Source organism: Alexandriicola marinus (assembly GCF_004000435.1).
In the GTDB taxonomy this organism is placed as follows: Bacteria; Pseudomonadota; Alphaproteobacteria; order Rhodobacterales; family Rhodobacteraceae; genus Alexandriicola; species Alexandriicola marinus.
Genome location: NZ_RBVZ01000001.1, coordinates 202,768 through 218,582, shown reverse-complemented (window position 1 = coordinate 218,582; position 15,815 = coordinate 202,768). Strand labels below are relative to the sequence as shown.

The 15,815-nt window shown below is 64.3% G+C and carries 16 protein-coding genes; 8 read left to right on the top strand and 8 right to left on the bottom strand.

What is annotated here, in order from left to right; genetic code table 11:
• Positions 1 to 61: 61 nt before the first annotated feature.
• Complete coding sequence (phaC, locus tag EP376_RS01135; protein WP_127653702.1) at positions 62 to 1,870, bottom strand: class I poly(R)-hydroxyalkanoic acid synthase; 1,809 nt, start codon at positions 1,868 to 1,870, stop codon at positions 62 to 64.
• A 128-nt stretch (positions 1,871 to 1,998) separates the two neighbouring features.
• On the opposite strand from phaC, the gene phaZ reads away from it, so the two are divergent.
• Positions 1,999 to 3,330 carry a polyhydroxyalkanoate depolymerase gene (gene phaZ / locus EP376_RS01130; RefSeq protein WP_127653701.1) on the top strand — a complete coding sequence of 444 codons (1,332 nt, stop codon included), beginning with the start codon at positions 1,999 to 2,001 and terminating at the stop codon, positions 3,328 to 3,330.
• Positions 3,331 to 3,344: 14 nt separating this feature from the next.
• Here the strand turns inward: phaZ and EP376_RS01125 are convergent, their stop codons facing one another.
• The 5 genes from EP376_RS01125 to EP376_RS01105 all read right to left on the bottom strand — a co-directional run bounded on the left by EP376_RS01125 (position 3,345) and on the right by EP376_RS01105 (position 8,536).
• On the bottom strand, positions 3,345 to 4,055 hold the full coding sequence (locus EP376_RS01125; RefSeq protein ID WP_127653700.1) for an alpha/beta fold hydrolase: 711 nt from the start codon (positions 4,053 to 4,055) through the stop codon (positions 3,345 to 3,347).
• A 120-nt stretch (positions 4,056 to 4,175) separates the two neighbouring features.
• Positions 4,176 to 5,051: an alpha/beta hydrolase gene (locus EP376_RS01120; RefSeq protein ID WP_127653699.1), complete on the bottom strand. Its 876-nt coding sequence runs from the start codon at positions 5,049 to 5,051 to the stop codon at positions 4,176 to 4,178.
• Entirely contained in the window at positions 5,038 to 6,387 is a 1,350-nt protein-coding gene (locus EP376_RS01115; RefSeq protein ID WP_127653698.1) for an MFS transporter, read from the bottom strand. The genes EP376_RS01120 and EP376_RS01115 overlap by 14 nt, the downstream gene beginning before the upstream one ends.
• Before the next feature lie 72 nt (positions 6,388 to 6,459).
• A complete protein-coding gene (locus EP376_RS01110) occupies positions 6,460 to 7,203 on the bottom strand; it encodes an alpha/beta fold hydrolase (RefSeq protein ID WP_127653697.1) in 744 nt (247 codons plus the stop codon).
• The gene (locus EP376_RS01105) at positions 7,196 to 8,536 is read right to left on the bottom strand and encodes an MFS transporter (RefSeq protein WP_238928541.1); all 1,341 of its coding nucleotides are present in this window, start codon (positions 8,534 to 8,536) and stop codon (positions 7,196 to 7,198) included. The genes EP376_RS01110 and EP376_RS01105 overlap by 8 nt, the downstream gene beginning before the upstream one ends.
• 19 nt (positions 8,537 to 8,555) lie before the next feature.
• Between EP376_RS01105 and EP376_RS01100 the strand changes: the two genes are divergently transcribed.
• The 6 genes from EP376_RS01100 to EP376_RS01075 all read left to right on the top strand — a co-directional run bounded on the left by EP376_RS01100 (position 8,556) and on the right by EP376_RS01075 (position 14,689).
• Complete coding sequence (locus tag EP376_RS01100) at positions 8,556 to 9,779, top strand: MFS transporter (protein ID WP_127653696.1); 1,224 nt, start codon at positions 8,556 to 8,558, stop codon at positions 9,777 to 9,779.
• Between the two features lie 111 nt (positions 9,780 to 9,890).
• The gene (thrS, locus tag EP376_RS01095) at positions 9,891 to 11,840 is read left to right on the top strand and encodes a threonine--tRNA ligase (RefSeq protein ID WP_127653695.1); all 1,950 of its coding nucleotides are present in this window, start codon (positions 9,891 to 9,893) and stop codon (positions 11,838 to 11,840) included.
• Positions 11,841 to 12,147: 307 nt separating this feature from the next.
• A complete protein-coding gene (locus EP376_RS01090; protein WP_127653694.1) occupies positions 12,148 to 12,450 on the top strand; it encodes a BufA1 family periplasmic bufferin-type metallophore in 303 nt (100 codons plus the stop codon).
• Positions 12,451 to 12,519: 69 nt separating this feature from the next.
• Complete coding sequence (gene bufB / locus EP376_RS01085; protein ID WP_127653693.1) at positions 12,520 to 13,377, top strand: MNIO family bufferin maturase; 858 nt, start codon at positions 12,520 to 12,522, stop codon at positions 13,375 to 13,377.
• A complete protein-coding gene (locus EP376_RS01080; RefSeq protein ID WP_203330897.1) occupies positions 13,374 to 14,120 on the top strand; it encodes an HvfC/BufC N-terminal domain-containing protein in 747 nt (248 codons plus the stop codon). The genes bufB and EP376_RS01080 overlap by 4 nt, the downstream gene beginning before the upstream one ends.
• Before the next feature lie 26 nt (positions 14,121 to 14,146).
• A complete protein-coding gene (locus tag EP376_RS01075; protein ID WP_127653692.1) occupies positions 14,147 to 14,689 on the top strand; it encodes a DoxX family membrane protein in 543 nt (180 codons plus the stop codon).
• A gap of 6 nt (positions 14,690 to 14,695) precedes the next feature.
• Here the strand turns inward: EP376_RS01075 and EP376_RS01070 are convergent, their stop codons facing one another.
• Entirely contained in the window at positions 14,696 to 15,061 is a 366-nt protein-coding gene (locus EP376_RS01070; protein WP_127653691.1) for a hypothetical protein, read from the bottom strand.
• A 21-nt stretch (positions 15,062 to 15,082) separates the two neighbouring features.
• Positions 15,083 to 15,409: an arsenate reductase family protein gene (locus EP376_RS01065; protein ID WP_127653690.1), complete on the bottom strand. Its 327-nt coding sequence runs from the start codon at positions 15,407 to 15,409 to the stop codon at positions 15,083 to 15,085.
• Between the two features lie 186 nt (positions 15,410 to 15,595).
• Between EP376_RS01065 and EP376_RS01060 the strand changes: the two genes are divergently transcribed.
• Positions 15,596 to 15,802 carry a cold-shock protein gene (locus tag EP376_RS01060; RefSeq protein ID WP_127653689.1) on the top strand — a complete coding sequence of 69 codons (207 nt, stop codon included), beginning with the start codon at positions 15,596 to 15,598 and terminating at the stop codon, positions 15,800 to 15,802.
• Positions 15,803 to 15,815: the final 13 nt, after the last annotated feature.

Below are 15,815 nucleotides of genomic sequence, written 5' to 3'. Positions count from 1 at the left end.
AAATCAAGACATTTTTCTGCAGCGCAGCAATTTTTCTTCCGGGCGCGCGAAAATCTGCGCGTCAGACATCCGGAACCGCAGTGACATAGGTGCCCGGCGCGGGGGCGAGCGGCGGGTATTTGCCGGAGCCGGGCGTCCGCGCCGGGATCATCGACCCCGACTTGGGCGCAAGCCAGGCTTCCCATCTGGGCCACCACGATCCGGCATGTTCCTCTGCCCCGGCCTGCCAGTCTTCGGCGGGCAGGCTCAGGTCGTCATTCGTGTAATGGCCGTATTTCACCCGGGTCGGCGGGTTCACGATCCCGGCGATATGGCCGCTTTCCGACAGGATGAAGGTCTTGTCCGCCGATCCCATCTGCCGGATGCCTGCATAGCTGGCTTTCCACGGTGCGATGTGATCGGTCTCGCAGGCCACGGCGCACAGCGGGATATTCACGTCCGACAGGCGCACGGTTCCGCCCCCGATCCCGAACCCGTCCGTGGCAAAGCGGTTTCCCTGGCACAGACCGCGCAGGTATTCGATACTCATCCGTCCGGGAAGGTTCGTGCCGTCGCCGTTCCAGTAGAGCAGGTCGAACGCCGGCGGCGCCTGTCCCATCATGTAGCTCTTGATGGCGGGGCCATAGATCAGGTCGTTCGAACGCAGATAAGAGAACGTCCGCGCCATGTAGAAGCTGTCGAGAATGCCGGTCTCGGAGACCTCCGCCTCGAGCCCGTCGACGAAATCATCGTCGAGAAAGACGCCCACTTCGCCCGGATCGGAAAAATCGGTCAGCGTGGTAAAGAACGTGGCGGACCGGACCGAGGTGTCCCCAAGCTGCGCCATCCGCGCCAGCGACAGCGACAGGGTGGTGCCGGCGATGCAATAGCCGATCGCATTGACGGTTTCGGTGCCGCAGATGTCCTTGGCCGTGGAAATGGCCTTGAGGTATCCGTCCTCGAAATAGTCGCTCATGCCGATGTCGCGGTAACCGGCATCGGGATTGACCCAGCTGACGACGAAAACGGTATAGCCCTGTTCGACCACCCAGCGGATAAAGCTGTTCTGCGGCTTGAGGTCGAGGATGTAGAACTTGTTGATCCAGGGCGGGAAGATCACCAAGGGGATCTCGTGAACCTCTTCGGTCGAGGGCGCATACTGGATCAGCTCGAACATGTGGTTGCGGAACACGACCTCGCCGGGGGCGGTCGCGATATTCTCACCGACGCGGAAGGCGTCCTTGTCGGCCAGCGTGACGACGATGTTGCCATCGTGGGATTCGAGGTCCTCGATCAGGTTTTCGAGCCCTTTGACTAGGCTTTCGCCCTCGGTCTCGATCGCGCGCTCCAACGCGTCGGGGTTGGTGGCAAGGAAGTTCGTCGGGCTGAACAGGTCGACGATCTGGCGCGAGAAATACTCGACCCGCTGGCGTTCGTGGTCATCCAGACCCTCGATGGCAGAGACCGCCTTTTCGATCGCCTCGGCATTCATCAGATACTGCTGCTTGACGAAGTTGAAATAGGGGTTGGTCTTCCACAGGGGGTTCGAGAACCTCTTGTCGCCTGCGGTTTCGTCCCTGGGCGCCGCGAATCCTCCTTCGACGAAGGCCTGCTGTGCCTCGACATAATGTCGCAGCGTCTTGCCCCAGTATTCGACCTGATGCTCGATCATCCGGGCGGGATTGCTCATCATCTCGGTCATGTAGGCGGCGCCGGCCTTCATGTAGAGATCCTGAGACGGCCCCTGAAGGTCCGGCCGGACGTCCCGTCGGGTCGCCATCGCGTTCAGAAGCCGCTCTGTCAGTTCCTCGATCCGCCCGAGATTTTCCTCGAATTTCGCCAGTGACGTCGCGTTGCTTTCTGTCTCGTCACCAGTCTTTTCACCGGGCATCGGAAAATCCTTTGTTGTGTTAACGGCAGCTTGCCCCTACCTTTGCACCTGCAGCATTTTCAAGTCCTGGTTCTGTTTCTTGCAGACTATCCCTCTGGAATGCTGCGATGAGAGCTGGAGGTAGAGCCGTGAGATATATGCTTTCCTACGATCTGATGGAGAGTCTGCGCAACACCAATCAATGGATCGGTGCGACCGCGCGCGCATTCGGGGCCTACCCGGCGATGGCCATGACCGCCAATCCCATGATCGAATGGATGAAGGCCTGGGGCGAGGTGACCGAGCGCAGTTTTGCGCGTATGGTGGCGAAGCCGGACTGGGATATTCCGACCGTTACGACCGAGGATGGCCGCGATCATCCGGTTCGCGTGATGAAGCTGGTGGAGCGGCCCTTCGGCGACCTGATCCACTTCAAGGTGCCGGGCCGTGCGCCGCGCAAGCGCCGGGTTCTGCTGGTGGCGCCCATGTCCGGGCATTACGCGACCCTCCTGCGCAAGACAGTGATATCCTTGCTTCCCGATTGCGAAGTCTTCGTGACGGATTGGCACAATGCCCGTGATATTCCGGTCAGTGCCGGCAAATTCGACGTCGAGGATTACACCCTCTACCTGATGGAATTCCTGCGCCACCTTGGCCCCGACACCCATGTGATCGCGGTCTGTCAGCCGGTGCCGCTTGCTCTGGCGGCGACCGCCTATCTTGCCGAGCTGGACCCGGGCGCCCAGCCCCGCAGCCTGACCCTGATCGGCGGACCGGTCGATCCGGAGGCCAACCACACCGACGTCACCGATTTCGGCCGGACCGTCACGATGGGGCAGCTGGAAGAGACGATGATCCAGCGCGTCGGCTTCAAGTATGATGGCGTGGGACGGATGGTCTATCCCGGCCTTCTGCAGTTGGCCTCGTTCATCTCGATGAATGCCGGCACTCATGCGCAGGCCTTCCAGGACCAGATCCTTCGCGTGGCCAAGGGCGAAGCGGCCGAACACGACAAGCACAACACGTTCTATGACGAATACCTTGCCGTCATGGACATGACGGCGGAATTCTACCTCTCGACGGTCGAGCGTATCTTCAAGGGCCGCGAAATCGCGCGGAACGACTTCGTCGTCGACGGGCACAAGGTCGATTTCTCGAAGATCACGACCGTCGCGGTCAACGTCGTGGAGGGCGAAGACGACGACATCTCAGCCCCGGGCCAATGCCTGGCCGCGCTGGATCTGCTGACAGGATTGCCGCAATCCAAGAAGGCCAGCCACCTCGAACGCGGTGCGGGCCACTACGGTATCTTTGCCGGCAAATCGTGGCGGAACAATATCCGCCCGCTTGTGCTGGACTTCATCGACGCGAATTCGCCCGAAGAGCCGAAAACCCGCAAGAAACGCGCCGACAAGGCACCGCATGTCGACACCAAGACGGCACGCGCGCCCGGCGACGACGCGGAATCGCTGCCGATCTGAGGCGGCTGCCGTCCCTAGCGCAGCACAAGCGGCTGGCTCATCCATTCCCGCAAGGCAAGCGTGACGTCACGCGGCGTCTCGAGCGTGGGCAGATGGCCGGCCGTCTCGATGACCCTGAGCTTTGAATAGGGGATCAGCTGCGACAGGAATTCGTGCCGCTTGACCGGGTAGATCGTGTCATAGGCTCCGCAAAGGATCAGCATGGGCTGGGTCAGCTTGCGCAGCGTCGATTGCTGATCGCGCCGGCGCTGAATGGCGCGGGTCTGGCAATAGAACGCCTCCGGGCCAAGGTTTTCAGCCATCTCGAGCATCCGGGCGCGCACCGCGCCACGGCCCGGCCCCGGCGCCAGCGCGGAGACCGGTATCTCCTCGGACATGATCTCGGCCAGCCGACCTGACCGGGCGCCGACGATCCGGGGTTCGCGCATGGCCGCGAAATCGGGCGTCTCGGGCAAGGGCGTGACATTCATCAGCGCGATCCGCGTGACACGCTCCGGCGCACGCCGCAGGATTTCCATCGCGACCATGCCACCGAAGGAATGCCCCGCCAGCGCGAATTTCGCCGGCAGTTGCGTCAGAAGGTTGGACGCGATTTCCTCGATCCGCTCTCCAGCCCAGACCGGTGCGCTGACCAGAACGAAATCACGGCCCAGATCGGCCATCTGGTCTTCGTAGAGCCGGCTATCGCACATGAAACCGGGCAACAGGACAAGTGGCTCGCTCATGTCTGACCTGCACGCATTCCTGAAACCTCACCCGACTGCCCCTGAGCCCGCAATTGACCTACCGCGATGCCCGAGGTCAACCGGGTTCCCCGGGGTACGGCGCGCCTTCGCCCATGATGGTCAGGCGATGCCCCTCTCTTTCGTCCAGCGCAAGGTGCGTTCAATGACGGGGGTGGTCTGACCGGGGCTGAAGAAATCGCCCGTGATCAGGTGCCCCGAGGCACCGCCCTCGCCCGGGCCAGGGTGAACATCGTAGTGATCGACAGGACCGCCCCAGCGCGTCATGACACGACGCACCTCGCGGGGATCGATGACCGCGTCGGCGGGGTTCGTCGCGAACAATGCCGGCACCTTGATCCCTGACAGATCGGCGCGGCGCACGGCCTTGACCGCCTTGATCATCGGGAACAGCGCGATTGCGGGATAGCGGATTGTCCAGTTGGCGGCATGGGCCTCGGATTCCGGCTCGAACCCCCGTTCCCCCCCAAAGAACCACGGCGCCCATGTCGCAGCACCGGGCAGTTCCATGACCCTCTGCATCCGCCGGTTCGCCAGCGCGAAATTGGCCGAGATCATGACCGCCCCCGCGGCAGGCATCCCCTGCATGAGCGCGAGCGTGATCAGCGTGCAGCCGGTGGAGCAGCCCATGAGGATCACCTTCTCGCCTATGGCCGCACCGATCTCGACGGCCTCGGCGACATCGCGCATCCACGCCTCGAGCGTGGCCTCGGCCATGGCGGGGCCGTCGCGGCCGTGGCCCGTCAGCCGGGTGGCATGAAACGGTGCGCCCAAGGCGGCGGCCACCCGCTCGGGGACAGGGCTCAACTCGCGCGGGGCCGCAGAGAAGCCGTGCACGAAGACCACGGAATGCGCAGCCTTTCCGACCTTTCCATCGGGCCAGTCGATCCGTTTGCCGCAGCCCGGCCGCAGGTTGGGCACGGCGGCTTCGCGTTCGGCGAGCCAGTCATCGAGATGTGCGATATCAGGCAGCGGCATGGCGGCGCGCCCTCCTCAGGGCCGGAAGATAAAGGGCGACAAGGCCAAGGATCGCGAGCGCGAGAATGCCTGCGGGGATCAGCGTGACCGACAGGTGCAACGCGCGCAGCGCCTCTTCGGTTTGATCGATCCGGCCTTCGGTCGTCTCGACCCAGCCCCAGAGCGCAAGGATCGCACCCAGAACGAGGGGCGCCAACGCATTGGCGACCTTTTGACCAAAGAGCCACAACGCGCTGAACGCGCCTTCGATCGCTTCGCCCGTCTCGGCCCGGGTCACATCCATCAGGTCTGGATACATCGCCCACGGGATCTGCTGATAGGCGCCGTTCGTCATGCCGGCCAACACGAACAGCCCCGCGATCAGGGTGACATCCACCGACGGCAGGTTCTGATACAGCAGCCACAGAAGCGCGATGTAAAGCGCCAGCCCGAGGACAAGGGCCCCGGTCTTCGTCATCAGACGCGAGATCAGCACCCAGACCGCCTGGCTGAGGATCGAGCCCACGACGAACGCCGCGAACAGGAGCGACAGGGTCGTCAGCGCCGCCGCCGCCCCCGAAAGCGCGGTCGAACCGGAATCGACGATCAGGTAGATCGCGGCAAAAGGCAGGCCCGCGGTGATCAGCGCAATCGCCATCGTCATCACGCCATAAAGCACCACGAGGATCATGAACGGCCGGTTGCCGATCACCATCCGCGCCATGAGGAGCGGTGCAAGGGAGGACGGCTGCGAGACGCGCGGCGTCTCTCGGGTCAGCCAGAGCGACAGCCACACCGCGCCGACGATCAATGGCGAGACGATCAGCGCGGCCCAGGCATATCCCATCCCGGCGGCAAGCCCGGGAATGACCGCGCCACCGATCAGGATGCCGATACTGGCAAATGCCATCCTCCAGCCGGTCATCGCAGACCGTTCCCGCGGATCACGCGTCATCTCGCCCGCCATGGCGCCATAGGGAATGGCGACCATGGTAAATCCGATCGTGGCCAGCACGAAAAACCCCGTCACCCAGCCGATATTGCCCGTCTGGCTCAGCCCTGAGGGCACGGTGAACAATGCGACCATTGCGGCGGCAAGGATCACGGCACCGACCGCCATCCACGGCGCGCGCCGGCCCCACCTGCTCTTGGTGCGATCGCTGAGATAGCCGATCAATGGATCGGTGATCACGTCAAAGATCAGCACGAACGTCGTCACCGCGCCTGCGATGCCCACCGGCACCCCAAGGATCGAGGTCAGGAACGCCAGAACCAGCAATTGCTTGACGACGACGAAGACCACGATCCCCATGTCGGCAAGGCCCCAGCCTGCCTTTTCCTTCAACGACAATGACATGAACGGCCCTCCCCGCGGATCACGGGTCATGCTTACCCATCCCCCCGCCAAAAAGAAGAGTGAAACGTCGCGTCACTGGCTCCGCGCGATCACCTCTTCGACCGAATGTTCGATCAGGGACAGGCAGTCGGCATCGGAAAACCGGTGATCAGCCCCATCGACCAGCGTCAGCCGCATGTCGGGGCCGGTTGCGTGGTCCAGCAGGCGCAGGGCGACGGACATGTCCACATCCTCGTCCGCCGTGCCCTGCAGGAACCTCACCGGAAACGACAGATCGAGCGGATCACGCAGGACAAGCCGGCTGCGCCCCTCCTCGATCAGGCGGCGCGTGATGATGTAAGGCTCGCCATAGTCCGAGGGCAGCGCGACCTGCCCCTCGGTCTCCAGCGCAACGCGCTGATCGTCGGAGAACCCCGCCCACATGCTGTCTTCGGTGAAATCGGGGGCGGCGGCGATGGTGACCAGCCCCGCGATCCTGTCAGGCATGGCGCGCGCCAGCAGAAGCGAAATCCAGCCCCCCATCGAGGAGCCCACGAGGATCACCTTGCCCTCCACCATCCCGAGAACCGCCTGCGCATCCTCGAACCAGTCGCCGATCGCCCCGTCTTCGAACGCTCCGTCCGACCCCCCGTGGCCGGAATAGTCGAACCGGATGAAAGCGCGGCCGGACTTGCGGGCCCAGTCTTCGAGACGGAGCGCCTTGGTGCCTTCCATGTCGGATTTGAAGCCGCCGCAGAAGATGACGGTCGGCGCCGTGCCATCAGTCTGTTTGTATGCGATCCGACGCCCTTCGGGGGTCTGCAAATAGTCAGTCATTTTCCACCTCGTCCAGTCCGGCCGCCAGCCATATGCCTGCCAGACACATCACAATGAAAACCCCGAGCGCAAGGGGCACCGAGATCGCGGCCAGACCGGCCGCACCGGCGCCGGCTGCCAGAAGGAACAGGCCAACCGCGGTGTTCGACACGGCGGTATAGGCCGCCCGTTCATCGGCGGGCGCCATGTCGATCAGATAGGTCGACCGCGCCTGCCGCACCCCGTGATAGGCGATCATCAGGCCGAACAGAACCAGCGGGATCGCCCAGATGGTGCCCGAAAACCCGGCCTGCTCTACCAGCAGCGCAAGGCCCAGCGCCCCCGCTCCGGCGAGGCCCGCCCCGATCAGGACAAGCCGCGACGACCGGTCGGCCAGCCTGCCCCAGATTGTCGAGGACAGAAACGACGCCACCGAAGAGGCGAGGACAAGCGCCCCCAATTGCCGCGCCGCGCTCTGATCGGAGGCGAGCATCACGAGGTAGGGTGGTGCAAGCGCCGTCCCCACGAGCGCGGACCGCGCAGCGACGAACCGGGCAAGCTGGGGCCGGTCGCGCAGGAGCGACAATTTTGCAAGCGAGGCGGCCACGCCCTCCGGCTCGCCCGCCTGCGGCTCTTCTTCCACCCGCGACATCATCAGCGCCGCGATTATCCAGCCCAGAACCGCGAGGAGCAGCGCGCCGATCACAAGCGCAAAGCGATCGACCCATCCTGTCATCAGCGCCAGCGCAAAGACGATCACCGCGCCCGACGCGACCGAGGCGGCGGTGCCGGTGGCTGTGCCGCGACGGGTCTTGCCGACGGTCTTGCCCAGCACATCCTTGTAGGACACCGAACAGACCGACCGGCAGAGCGCGAGGAACGCCAGAAGCGCCACCACCGCCGCGCCCGCCTCCGGGCCGGTCAGTGTCAGCGCCGAAATGACGATCCCCGCCGCGGCAGCCCCCTGCCCCACGGACCCCGCCGCCCAGGCCCATTTCCGCCGCGGCATCGCGTGGATCCTGCCCGCGGTGAAAAGCTGCGGCAGAAGCGCTCCGGCCTCGCGGACCGGAACAAGAAGCCCCGTCCAGAACGATCCAGCCCCCAGATGGGTCAGTAGCCAGCTCAGCACCAGCTTGGGATCGACCAGACCATCGGCCACCTTGCTGCCCGCAAGCGCCAGTATGTGGCGATCGAAGTTGCGGAGCTCCGCCGTTCGGGCGCTGTCGGAGAGGCCTCCTTCGGCCTCATGGCCTCCGGTCAGACGGTCGAACAGGGGCGCTCCCGCGCGGTCAGCGGGATCTGTTGAATTGCTTTGCTCGGTCATGTCAGGGATATAGCCTGCATTGATATTCATTCCAAAAAGGCCACCCGCGATGTCAGATCAAATCCGGCCCGCCGCCGCCGACCCGGCGATCAGGGCCGCCATTGTTGCCGGGTGCATCGTGGCCTTCATCAGCTTTGGCTTTGCCGCGACATTCGGCGTGTTTCTCAGGCCGATGTCAGAGGATCTGGGCTGGTCGCGAGAGGTGTTTTCCCTCTCGCTCGCGCTTCAGGCGCTGTTCTGGGGGATCACCCAGCCCTTGGCGGGCATGGTGGCCGACCGGTTCGGTGCGGCGCGCATCCTCGGCATCGGGGCCATCGTCTCGGGGTTGGGGTTCCTGTTGCGCGGGGTCGTTCTGGAACCGGAGGTCTTTGTCCTCGCCGGCGTCATCGTGGGGATCGGAACAGGGGCCTGCTCGTTTCAGGTGGTGATCGTGGCGCTTGGCAAGGTCGTCTCGCCCCAGCGTCGCAGTTTCATCCTCGGGCTCGGAACGGCGGCGGCCTCGACGGGGATGTTCGCGGCGGCGCCTGCCCTGTCGCTGCTTCAGGGCTCGATCGGGTGGCAGAACGCGATCCTACTGATCGCGGCGAGCTACCTGATCGTGCTGCCCGCGCTGATCTTCATCGCGCGGGTGTCGCGCCCCACTGTCGGCGGGGGCGCCGGCGACAGCTTTGGCATGGCGATCCGGATGGCCTTTGCCGACAAATCCTATGTGCTGCTGTTCTTCGGCTTCTTCGTCTGCGGGTTTCACGTCTCGTTCATCCAGACCCATCTGCCCGCCTATATCGCCGACCAGGGGCTGGCCCCCGTGGCGGGCGCGCTGTCGCTGGGCCTGATCGGGATGTTCAATATCATGGGCTCCTTTGCGTCAGGCTGGTCGGGGCAGATCATCTCCAAGCGCAAACTCCTGTCGGCGATCTATGCCGCGCGCGCCGTGGTGATCCTGACCTTCATCCTTGTTCCGCTGTCGCTGACCAGCGTCATCGCCTTTTCGGCGATGATGGGCCTGTTGTGGCTGTCGACCGTGCCGCCGACGACGGGGCTTGTGGCCCAGACGCAAGGCCTGCGGTTCCTTGCCACGCTGGCGGGTCTCGTCTTTCTCAGCCACCAGACGGGCGCCTTCATCGGGGCGTGGCTTGGTGGTCGCATCTATGACGCGACGGGCAGCTACGAGCCGATGTGGTGGGCCGCGATCGTGCTTGGCCTGCTGGCCACCCTGATCCACATGCCGATCCGCGAGACGCCGGGACCCCTGGCCTTGCGGGAACAGGCGTGACGGGGCACGGCCCATCCCGTTGACAGGGCCGGATCGGGGCGGCATATGTCGCGCCACACATAACCCGCAACCGGGCGTTCCGTGGGCGCCAAACCGACGAGGAGCATGGGCATGACCCAGATTTCCCTGACCCTTCCCGATGGCAATGCACGATCCTATGACGCGGGCGTCACGCCCGCCGAGGTGGCGGCCGACATCTCCACCTCGCTGGCCAAGAAGGCGATCTCCGCCACCGTCGATGGCCGTCACTGGGACATGCAATGGCCGATCGAGGCCGATGCCGCCATCGCGATCAACACCATGAAGGACGAGGCACCGGCGCTCGAACTGATCCGCCACGACCTCGCCCATATCATGGCCCGCGCCGTGCAGGAGATCTGGCCCGAGACGCAGGTCACCATCGGCCCCGTCATCCAGAACGGCTGGTACTACGATTTCGACCGGGCAGAGCCCTTCGTGCCCGAGGATCTCGCGCTCATCGAAAAGAAGATGAAAGAGATCATCAACGCCCGCGACGAGGTCCGCACCGAGGTATGGGAGCGTGACAAGGCGACCGCCTATTACAAGGAGCGCGGCGAGCCCTACAAGGTCGAGCTGATCGAGAGCATCCCGGGCGACGAGCCTTTGCGGATGTACTGGCATGGCGACTGGCAGGACCTGTGCCGCGGCCCGCATCTTCAGCATACTGGGCAGGTGCCGGGCGACAGCTGGAAGCTGATGTCCATCGCCGGGGCCTATTGGCGCGGCGACAGCGATCGCGCGCAATTGCAGCGGATCTACGGCGTGGCGTTCCAGAACCGTCAGCAACTGAAGGATTACCTCACCTTCCTCGAAGAGGCCGAAAAGCGCGATCACCGCCGCCTTGGCCGCGAGATGGATCTGTTCCACATGCAGGAAGAGGCGCCCGGGCAGGTGTTCTGGCACCCCAACGGCTGGACGATCTATACCGAGTTGCAGGATTACATGCGCCGCCGCCAGCGCGCGGGCGGCTATGTCGAGGTCAACACGCCGCAGGTTGTCGATCGCAAGCTGTGGGAGGCCTCGGGCCACTGGGACAAGTACCAGGAGCACATGTTCATCGTCGAGGTGGACGAGGACCATGCCCGCGAAAAGGCGATCAATGCGCTCAAGCCCATGAACTGCCCCTGCCATGTTCAGATTTTCAATCAGGGCCTGAAAAGCTACCGCGAACTGCCGCTGCGCATGGCCGAATTCGGCTCTTGTGCGCGCTATGAGCCCTCGGGGGCCTTGCACGGGATCATGCGGGTGCGCGGCTTTACCCAGGACGACGGCCACATCTTCTGCACCGAAGATCAGATCGAGAGCGAAACCGCCCGCTTCATCGCGTTTCTTTCACAGATATACGCCGATCTCGGCTTTCATGACTGGACCATCAAGCTGTCGACACGGCCGGAACAGCGGATCGGCAGCGACGAGAGCTGGGATTTCCTTGAAAAGGCGCTTGGCGAGGCGTGCAAGGCGGCAGGCTATGAGTACGAGTTGCTCGAAGGCGAAGGGGCGTTCTACGGGCCCAAGCTCGAATTCACCCTGACAGACGCGATCGGGCGGAACTGGCAATGCGGGACGCTGCAGGTGGATTCGAACCTGCCCGAACGGCTCGGTGCGAACTATATCGGGCAGGACGGGGCCAAGCACCGCCCCTATATGCTGCACCGCGCCACGCTCGGCAGTTTCGAGCGGTTCATCGGCATCCTGATCGAGGAACATGCAGGCAAGCTGCCCTTCTGGCTGGCCCCGCGTCAGGTGGTCGTAGCCTCGATCGTGTCGGACGCGGACGATTATTGCCGCGAGGTTGCAGCCGCGCTGACCAAGGCCGGGGTCCGCGCCGAAACCGACCTGCGCAACGAAAAGATCAACTACAAGGTCCGCGAACATTCGGTGGGCAAGGTTCCCGTGATCCTCGCCATCGGAGGCCGCGAGGTCGAAGAGCGCACGGTGACCCTGCGCCGGCTTGGCGAAAAGCAGACGCGGGTCGCCACACTCGATGACGTTGTGCGCGAACTGGCCGCCGAGGCGACCCCGCCCGACCTGCGCGACTGATCAAATGTGGCCGGGGCGCTGAAACATTGCCCCCCGTCTACGTGAGGCGCGGCGGTTCGGATCACCGATCATGTAACAAACGCCGGCTGCCTCGCGACCTTTTCGTTACAATCCCAGATATCCTTGCGTTGTTTTTCATGGGCTTGCCGCGCCGCGGCGGGCCGCGACGGCTCACGAAATCTGCGACATTCTAACGCGGCCGTGATGCACAGCCCTGTGAGTGGATCGGATCGGCGTGCGGCCGCAATGTTAGCTCATCACTCCGCAGCGAGTGTTAACCTGAATTTGAAACTCGAAGGAACAATCCATGTCCAATCACTCCAAGTCGCTCGTGATCGCCGCTTCCCTCGCCACCGCGCTGAGCGGTCTGGCGCACACCGCCACCGCGCAGGAGCAGGAAAAGTGCTTCGGTGTCAGCCTCGCCGGTGAAAACGACTGCGCCGCCGGTCCCGGCACCACCTGCGCCGGCACCTCGACTGTCGATTACCAGGGCAACGCCTGGACGCTGGTCCCCGCTGGCACCTGCGAAGAGATGACCATCACCGATGCCTCCGACGGCGTCGAGCGGATGGGTTCGCTCGAAGAGCTGGACCGCGACCTGCCGGGCTGATCCCCGCGCAAGTTACTGACCGGGTGGGCCATCGGCCCACCCTTCCTTTCTGACCGGACCAGACCTCACATGCTTGATGCTACAACCCAGCGCCCTGCCCTGCCCCACACTCCGGGCGTGGGCTACAAGGCCCAGCACTACAGCGCCCTGATCTCCGATCCCGGATGCGTCGGCTGGCTCGAGGTTCATGCCGAGAACTACATGGGCCAGGGCGGTCGTCCGCTGGCCCAGCTTCGGCACCTGTCAGAGCGTTTCCCGATCTCGGTTCATGGTGTCGGCCTGTCGATCGGCGGTGAAGGCCGGCTCGATCCCGAACATCTGGCGCGGCTGGCCCATCTTGTTGACTGGCTCAACCCCGCGAGCTTTTCCGAACACCTCGCATGGTCGACCCATGACAGCCATTTCCTGAACGATCTGCTGCCCCTGCCCTACAATGCCGCGACGCTCGCCCGTGTCTGCGATCACATCGACGAACTGCAAGAGACCATCGGCCGCAAGATGCTGCTCGAGAACCCCTCGTCCTACCTCGCCTTCGAGGCCAGCGACATGACAGAGACCGAATTCCTGCGCGCCGTGTCCGACCGGACGGGCTGCGGCCTTCTGCTCGATGTCAACAACGTCTTCGTTTCGGCCACCAATCTCGGCTACAGCCCGCAAGGCTATATCGAGGCCTATCCCCTCGATCGCGTGGGGGAAATCCATCTTGGCGGCCATGATGAGGATCAAGACGAGCACGGCGCACCCCTGCTGATCGACAGCCATGGCCGCGAGGTCGTGGACCCGGTCTGGGCGCTTCTCGATCATACGCTGGCGCTGACGGGGCCCCGCCCGCTCCTGATCGAATGGGACACGGATGTGCCGGACTGGCCCGTCCTCGAGGCAGAAGCCGGCCGCGCCCATGCCGCCCTTGGGGCGGCCGTATCATGATGCCGGGGCAAACCGAATTCACCGCGGCCCTCATGGATGCATCGCGCCCCGCCCCGCAGGGGCTGCGCGATGGTCGGGGCCGGCAGGCAGGCAAGCGGTTCGACGTCTATCGCAATAACGTGGCCGTCAGCCTGACAGAGGCGCTCGAGGCCGGGTTCCCCGTGATCCGCAAACTGGTCGGCGACGAATTCTTTCGCGCCATGGCAGGCGTCTTCCTGCGTGCCCATCCGCCTGCATCGCCCCTGATGATGCACTACGGCGCCGAGATGCCCGCCTTTCTCGAAGACTTCGGCCCTGCGGGAGGCCTTCCCTATCTTCCCGATGTCGCGCGTCTCGAACTGGCGCTTCGACGCTCCTATCATGCGGCGGATGCCGCCCCGATCGACCCGGCCAGCCTGGCTGCCGTTCCGCCCGTGGCCATGGCCGGGCTGCGCCTGCATTTCGCCCCGGCCGTCATCCTCGTGACCTCGAGCTTTCCGATCCTCGATATCTGGCGGGTCAATTCCGGCGCCGGCGGCGGCGCGCCACGGCCAAAGGAGCAGACCGCTCTCGTGCTGCGCCCCGAGTTCGATCCGCGACCCGTCGATCCCGGCCCCGGCGCGGCACCTGTTCTCGCCGCTCTGATCGAGGGGGCGACGCTTGCCGCCTCGCTCGACAGGGCGGGTCCGGAGTTCGATCTCCCGGCGCTCCTCGGGCTGTTGCTGTCCAATGGCGTGATCACCGGCTTCGACCTTGAAGACTGACGCCCAGATACCGAAAGGCCCCTGACATGATGTCCCTCGCCCACAGCTTCGCCGCCCGGCTCGACCGGTCGGGGGAAGCGATCCTGCCGACGCTCGCCCGTCTTGTCTTCGCCGGCGTTCTGCTGATGTATTTCTGGGCCTCGGCGGCCACCAAGCTGGGGCCCGGCCTCCTCGGGATCGTGCAGCCCGATGCGGGCGCCTATATCCAGATATTCCCCCGCGGGTTCGAAGCGGTGGGTTATGACGTCAGCCAGTTCGGCTTTTATCACTGGGCCGTCGTCGTGGCCGGCACCGTCGCGGAATTCATCCTGCCCGCGCTGATCCTGCTGGGCCTTCTGACACGGTTCGCGGCGCTCGGCATGATCGGCTTCATCGTGGTGCAAAGCCTGACCGACATTGTGGGCCATTCCGCCGATGCCGCGACGATCGGCACTTGGTTCGATCGCGCCTCGGATGCGTTGATCGTGGATCAGCGGGCCTTCTGGGTGCTGGCGCTTCTGATCCTCGTGCTCAAGGGGGCAGGCCCCCTGTCACTCGACCGGCTGATGTTCCGCCGGCCCGGGGACTGAACAGGCCTAGAAATGCGCCTTGGGCTCGTCCGGCTTTCCGGCGGCGATCGCCAGAAGACCGCCGATCCCGGCCATGGTGATCGGGAACATCGTCGCCACGTTGAAGCCGAAGGCCAGATACATCAGCCCGGTGGAGATCAGGAGTAGGACGCCACCCCACAGCGCCCGGACCTTTGCCATCGCGCCTCCGGCGATGGCCGCGATCGGGCCGATGACCGACGCCGCCCGAACCAGCCCGGGATTGCCCACGTCGAAAAAGCGGGCCGCTTCGGGTTCGGCGCGCAGGACCTCGGTCCAGCCGAACCCCACGAATCCCACGATCATGCCAAAGATCCCGGCGATGATCCCCAGAACGAGTGCCGCGTTGCGCATTCTTTCTGCTCCCTTGCTGGGCTAGCCGAGAATCTCGGTCTGAACGGATTTGGACCAGCCCTGAAACCACTGGCCGTTCGTTTCGATCACCGGCCGCTTGATCAGCGTCGGATGGGCCGCGATCAGGTCGGCGGGATCCGCGGCCTTCTCGTCCTCCGACAGGCCGCGCCATGTGGTCGAGGCGCGGTTGATCACCTTGTCGCCGAAAGCTGAGATCATCGCGGCGCGATCCTCGGCGCTGACGCCGTCGGCGCGCACGTCGATCACCTCGGGCGTGATCCCTGCCTCGCCCAGCGATTTAAGCGCCTTTCGACACGTATCGCATGTCTTCAAGCCGAAGAACCGCATCTTTGCCTCCTTTTTGAGCGTTTCCTGCACAATGGCGCGGTTGTGAGCAACCGTCATTCGCCTTTCTCAATTGGTGGACTAGTGTCTGACATACAAGCCGGAGCGGCGAAACCTCGCATTCCCGAGGCAGCCCCACCGGTCCGAATGATCCGCGGCCGCGCGGGTAAGACAGAAAGGATTGCGGTCATGCCTAAAGGCACCGTGAAATGGTTCAATACCACAAAGGGTTACGGGTTCATCGCGCCCGAAGACGGCGGTAAGGACATCTTCGTCCATATCTCTGCCGTCGAACAGGCGGGGCTGACTGGCCTTGCCGATGACATGCCGATCGAATTCGATCTCATCGACGGACGGGACGGACGGCAGATGGCCGGGAACCTCCGCAAACCCTGATCGCGCTCGCATA

Bases quoted from the DNA above. Each gene is read 5' to 3' on its own strand.
- EP376_RS01120 (WP_127653699.1), bottom strand. From the start codon at position 5,051: ATGCCGCTGCCTGATATCGCACATCTCGATGACTGGCTCGCCGAACGC.
- EP376_RS01110 (WP_127653697.1), bottom strand. From the start codon at position 7,203: ATGACTGACTATTTGCAGACCCCCGAAGGGCGTCGGATCGCATACAAA.
- EP376_RS01125 (WP_127653700.1), bottom strand. From the start codon at position 4,055: ATGAGCGAGCCACTTGTCCTGTTGCCCGGTTTCATGTGCGATAGCCGG.
- EP376_RS01105 (WP_238928541.1), bottom strand. From the start codon at position 8,536: ATGAATATCAATGCAGGCTATATCCCTGACATGACCGAGCAAAGCAAT.
- EP376_RS01090 (WP_127653694.1), top strand. From the start codon at position 12,148: ATGTCCAATCACTCCAAGTCGCTCGTGATCGCCGCTTCCCTCGCCACC.
- thrS (WP_127653695.1), top strand. From the start codon at position 9,891: ATGACCCAGATTTCCCTGACCCTTCCCGATGGCAATGCACGATCCTAT.
- EP376_RS01075 (WP_127653692.1), top strand. From the start codon at position 14,147: ATGATGTCCCTCGCCCACAGCTTCGCCGCCCGGCTCGACCGGTCGGGG.
- EP376_RS01065 (WP_127653690.1), bottom strand. From the start codon at position 15,409: ATGCGGTTCTTCGGCTTGAAGACATGCGATACGTGTCGAAAGGCGCTT.
- EP376_RS01080 (WP_203330897.1), top strand. From the start codon at position 13,374: ATGATGCCGGGGCAAACCGAATTCACCGCGGCCCTCATGGATGCATCG.
- EP376_RS01115 (WP_127653698.1), bottom strand. From the start codon at position 6,387: ATGTCATTGTCGTTGAAGGAAAAGGCAGGCTGGGGCCTTGCCGACATG.
- phaC (WP_127653702.1), bottom strand. From the start codon at position 1,870: ATGCCCGGTGAAAAGACTGGTGACGAGACAGAAAGCAACGCGACGTCA.
- bufB (WP_127653693.1), top strand. From the start codon at position 12,520: ATGCTTGATGCTACAACCCAGCGCCCTGCCCTGCCCCACACTCCGGGC.
- EP376_RS01060 (WP_127653689.1), top strand. From the start codon at position 15,596: ATGCCTAAAGGCACCGTGAAATGGTTCAATACCACAAAGGGTTACGGG.
- EP376_RS01070 (WP_127653691.1), bottom strand. From the start codon at position 15,061: ATGCGCAACGCGGCACTCGTTCTGGGGATCATCGCCGGGATCTTTGGC.
- EP376_RS01100 (WP_127653696.1), top strand. From the start codon at position 8,556: ATGTCAGATCAAATCCGGCCCGCCGCCGCCGACCCGGCGATCAGGGCC.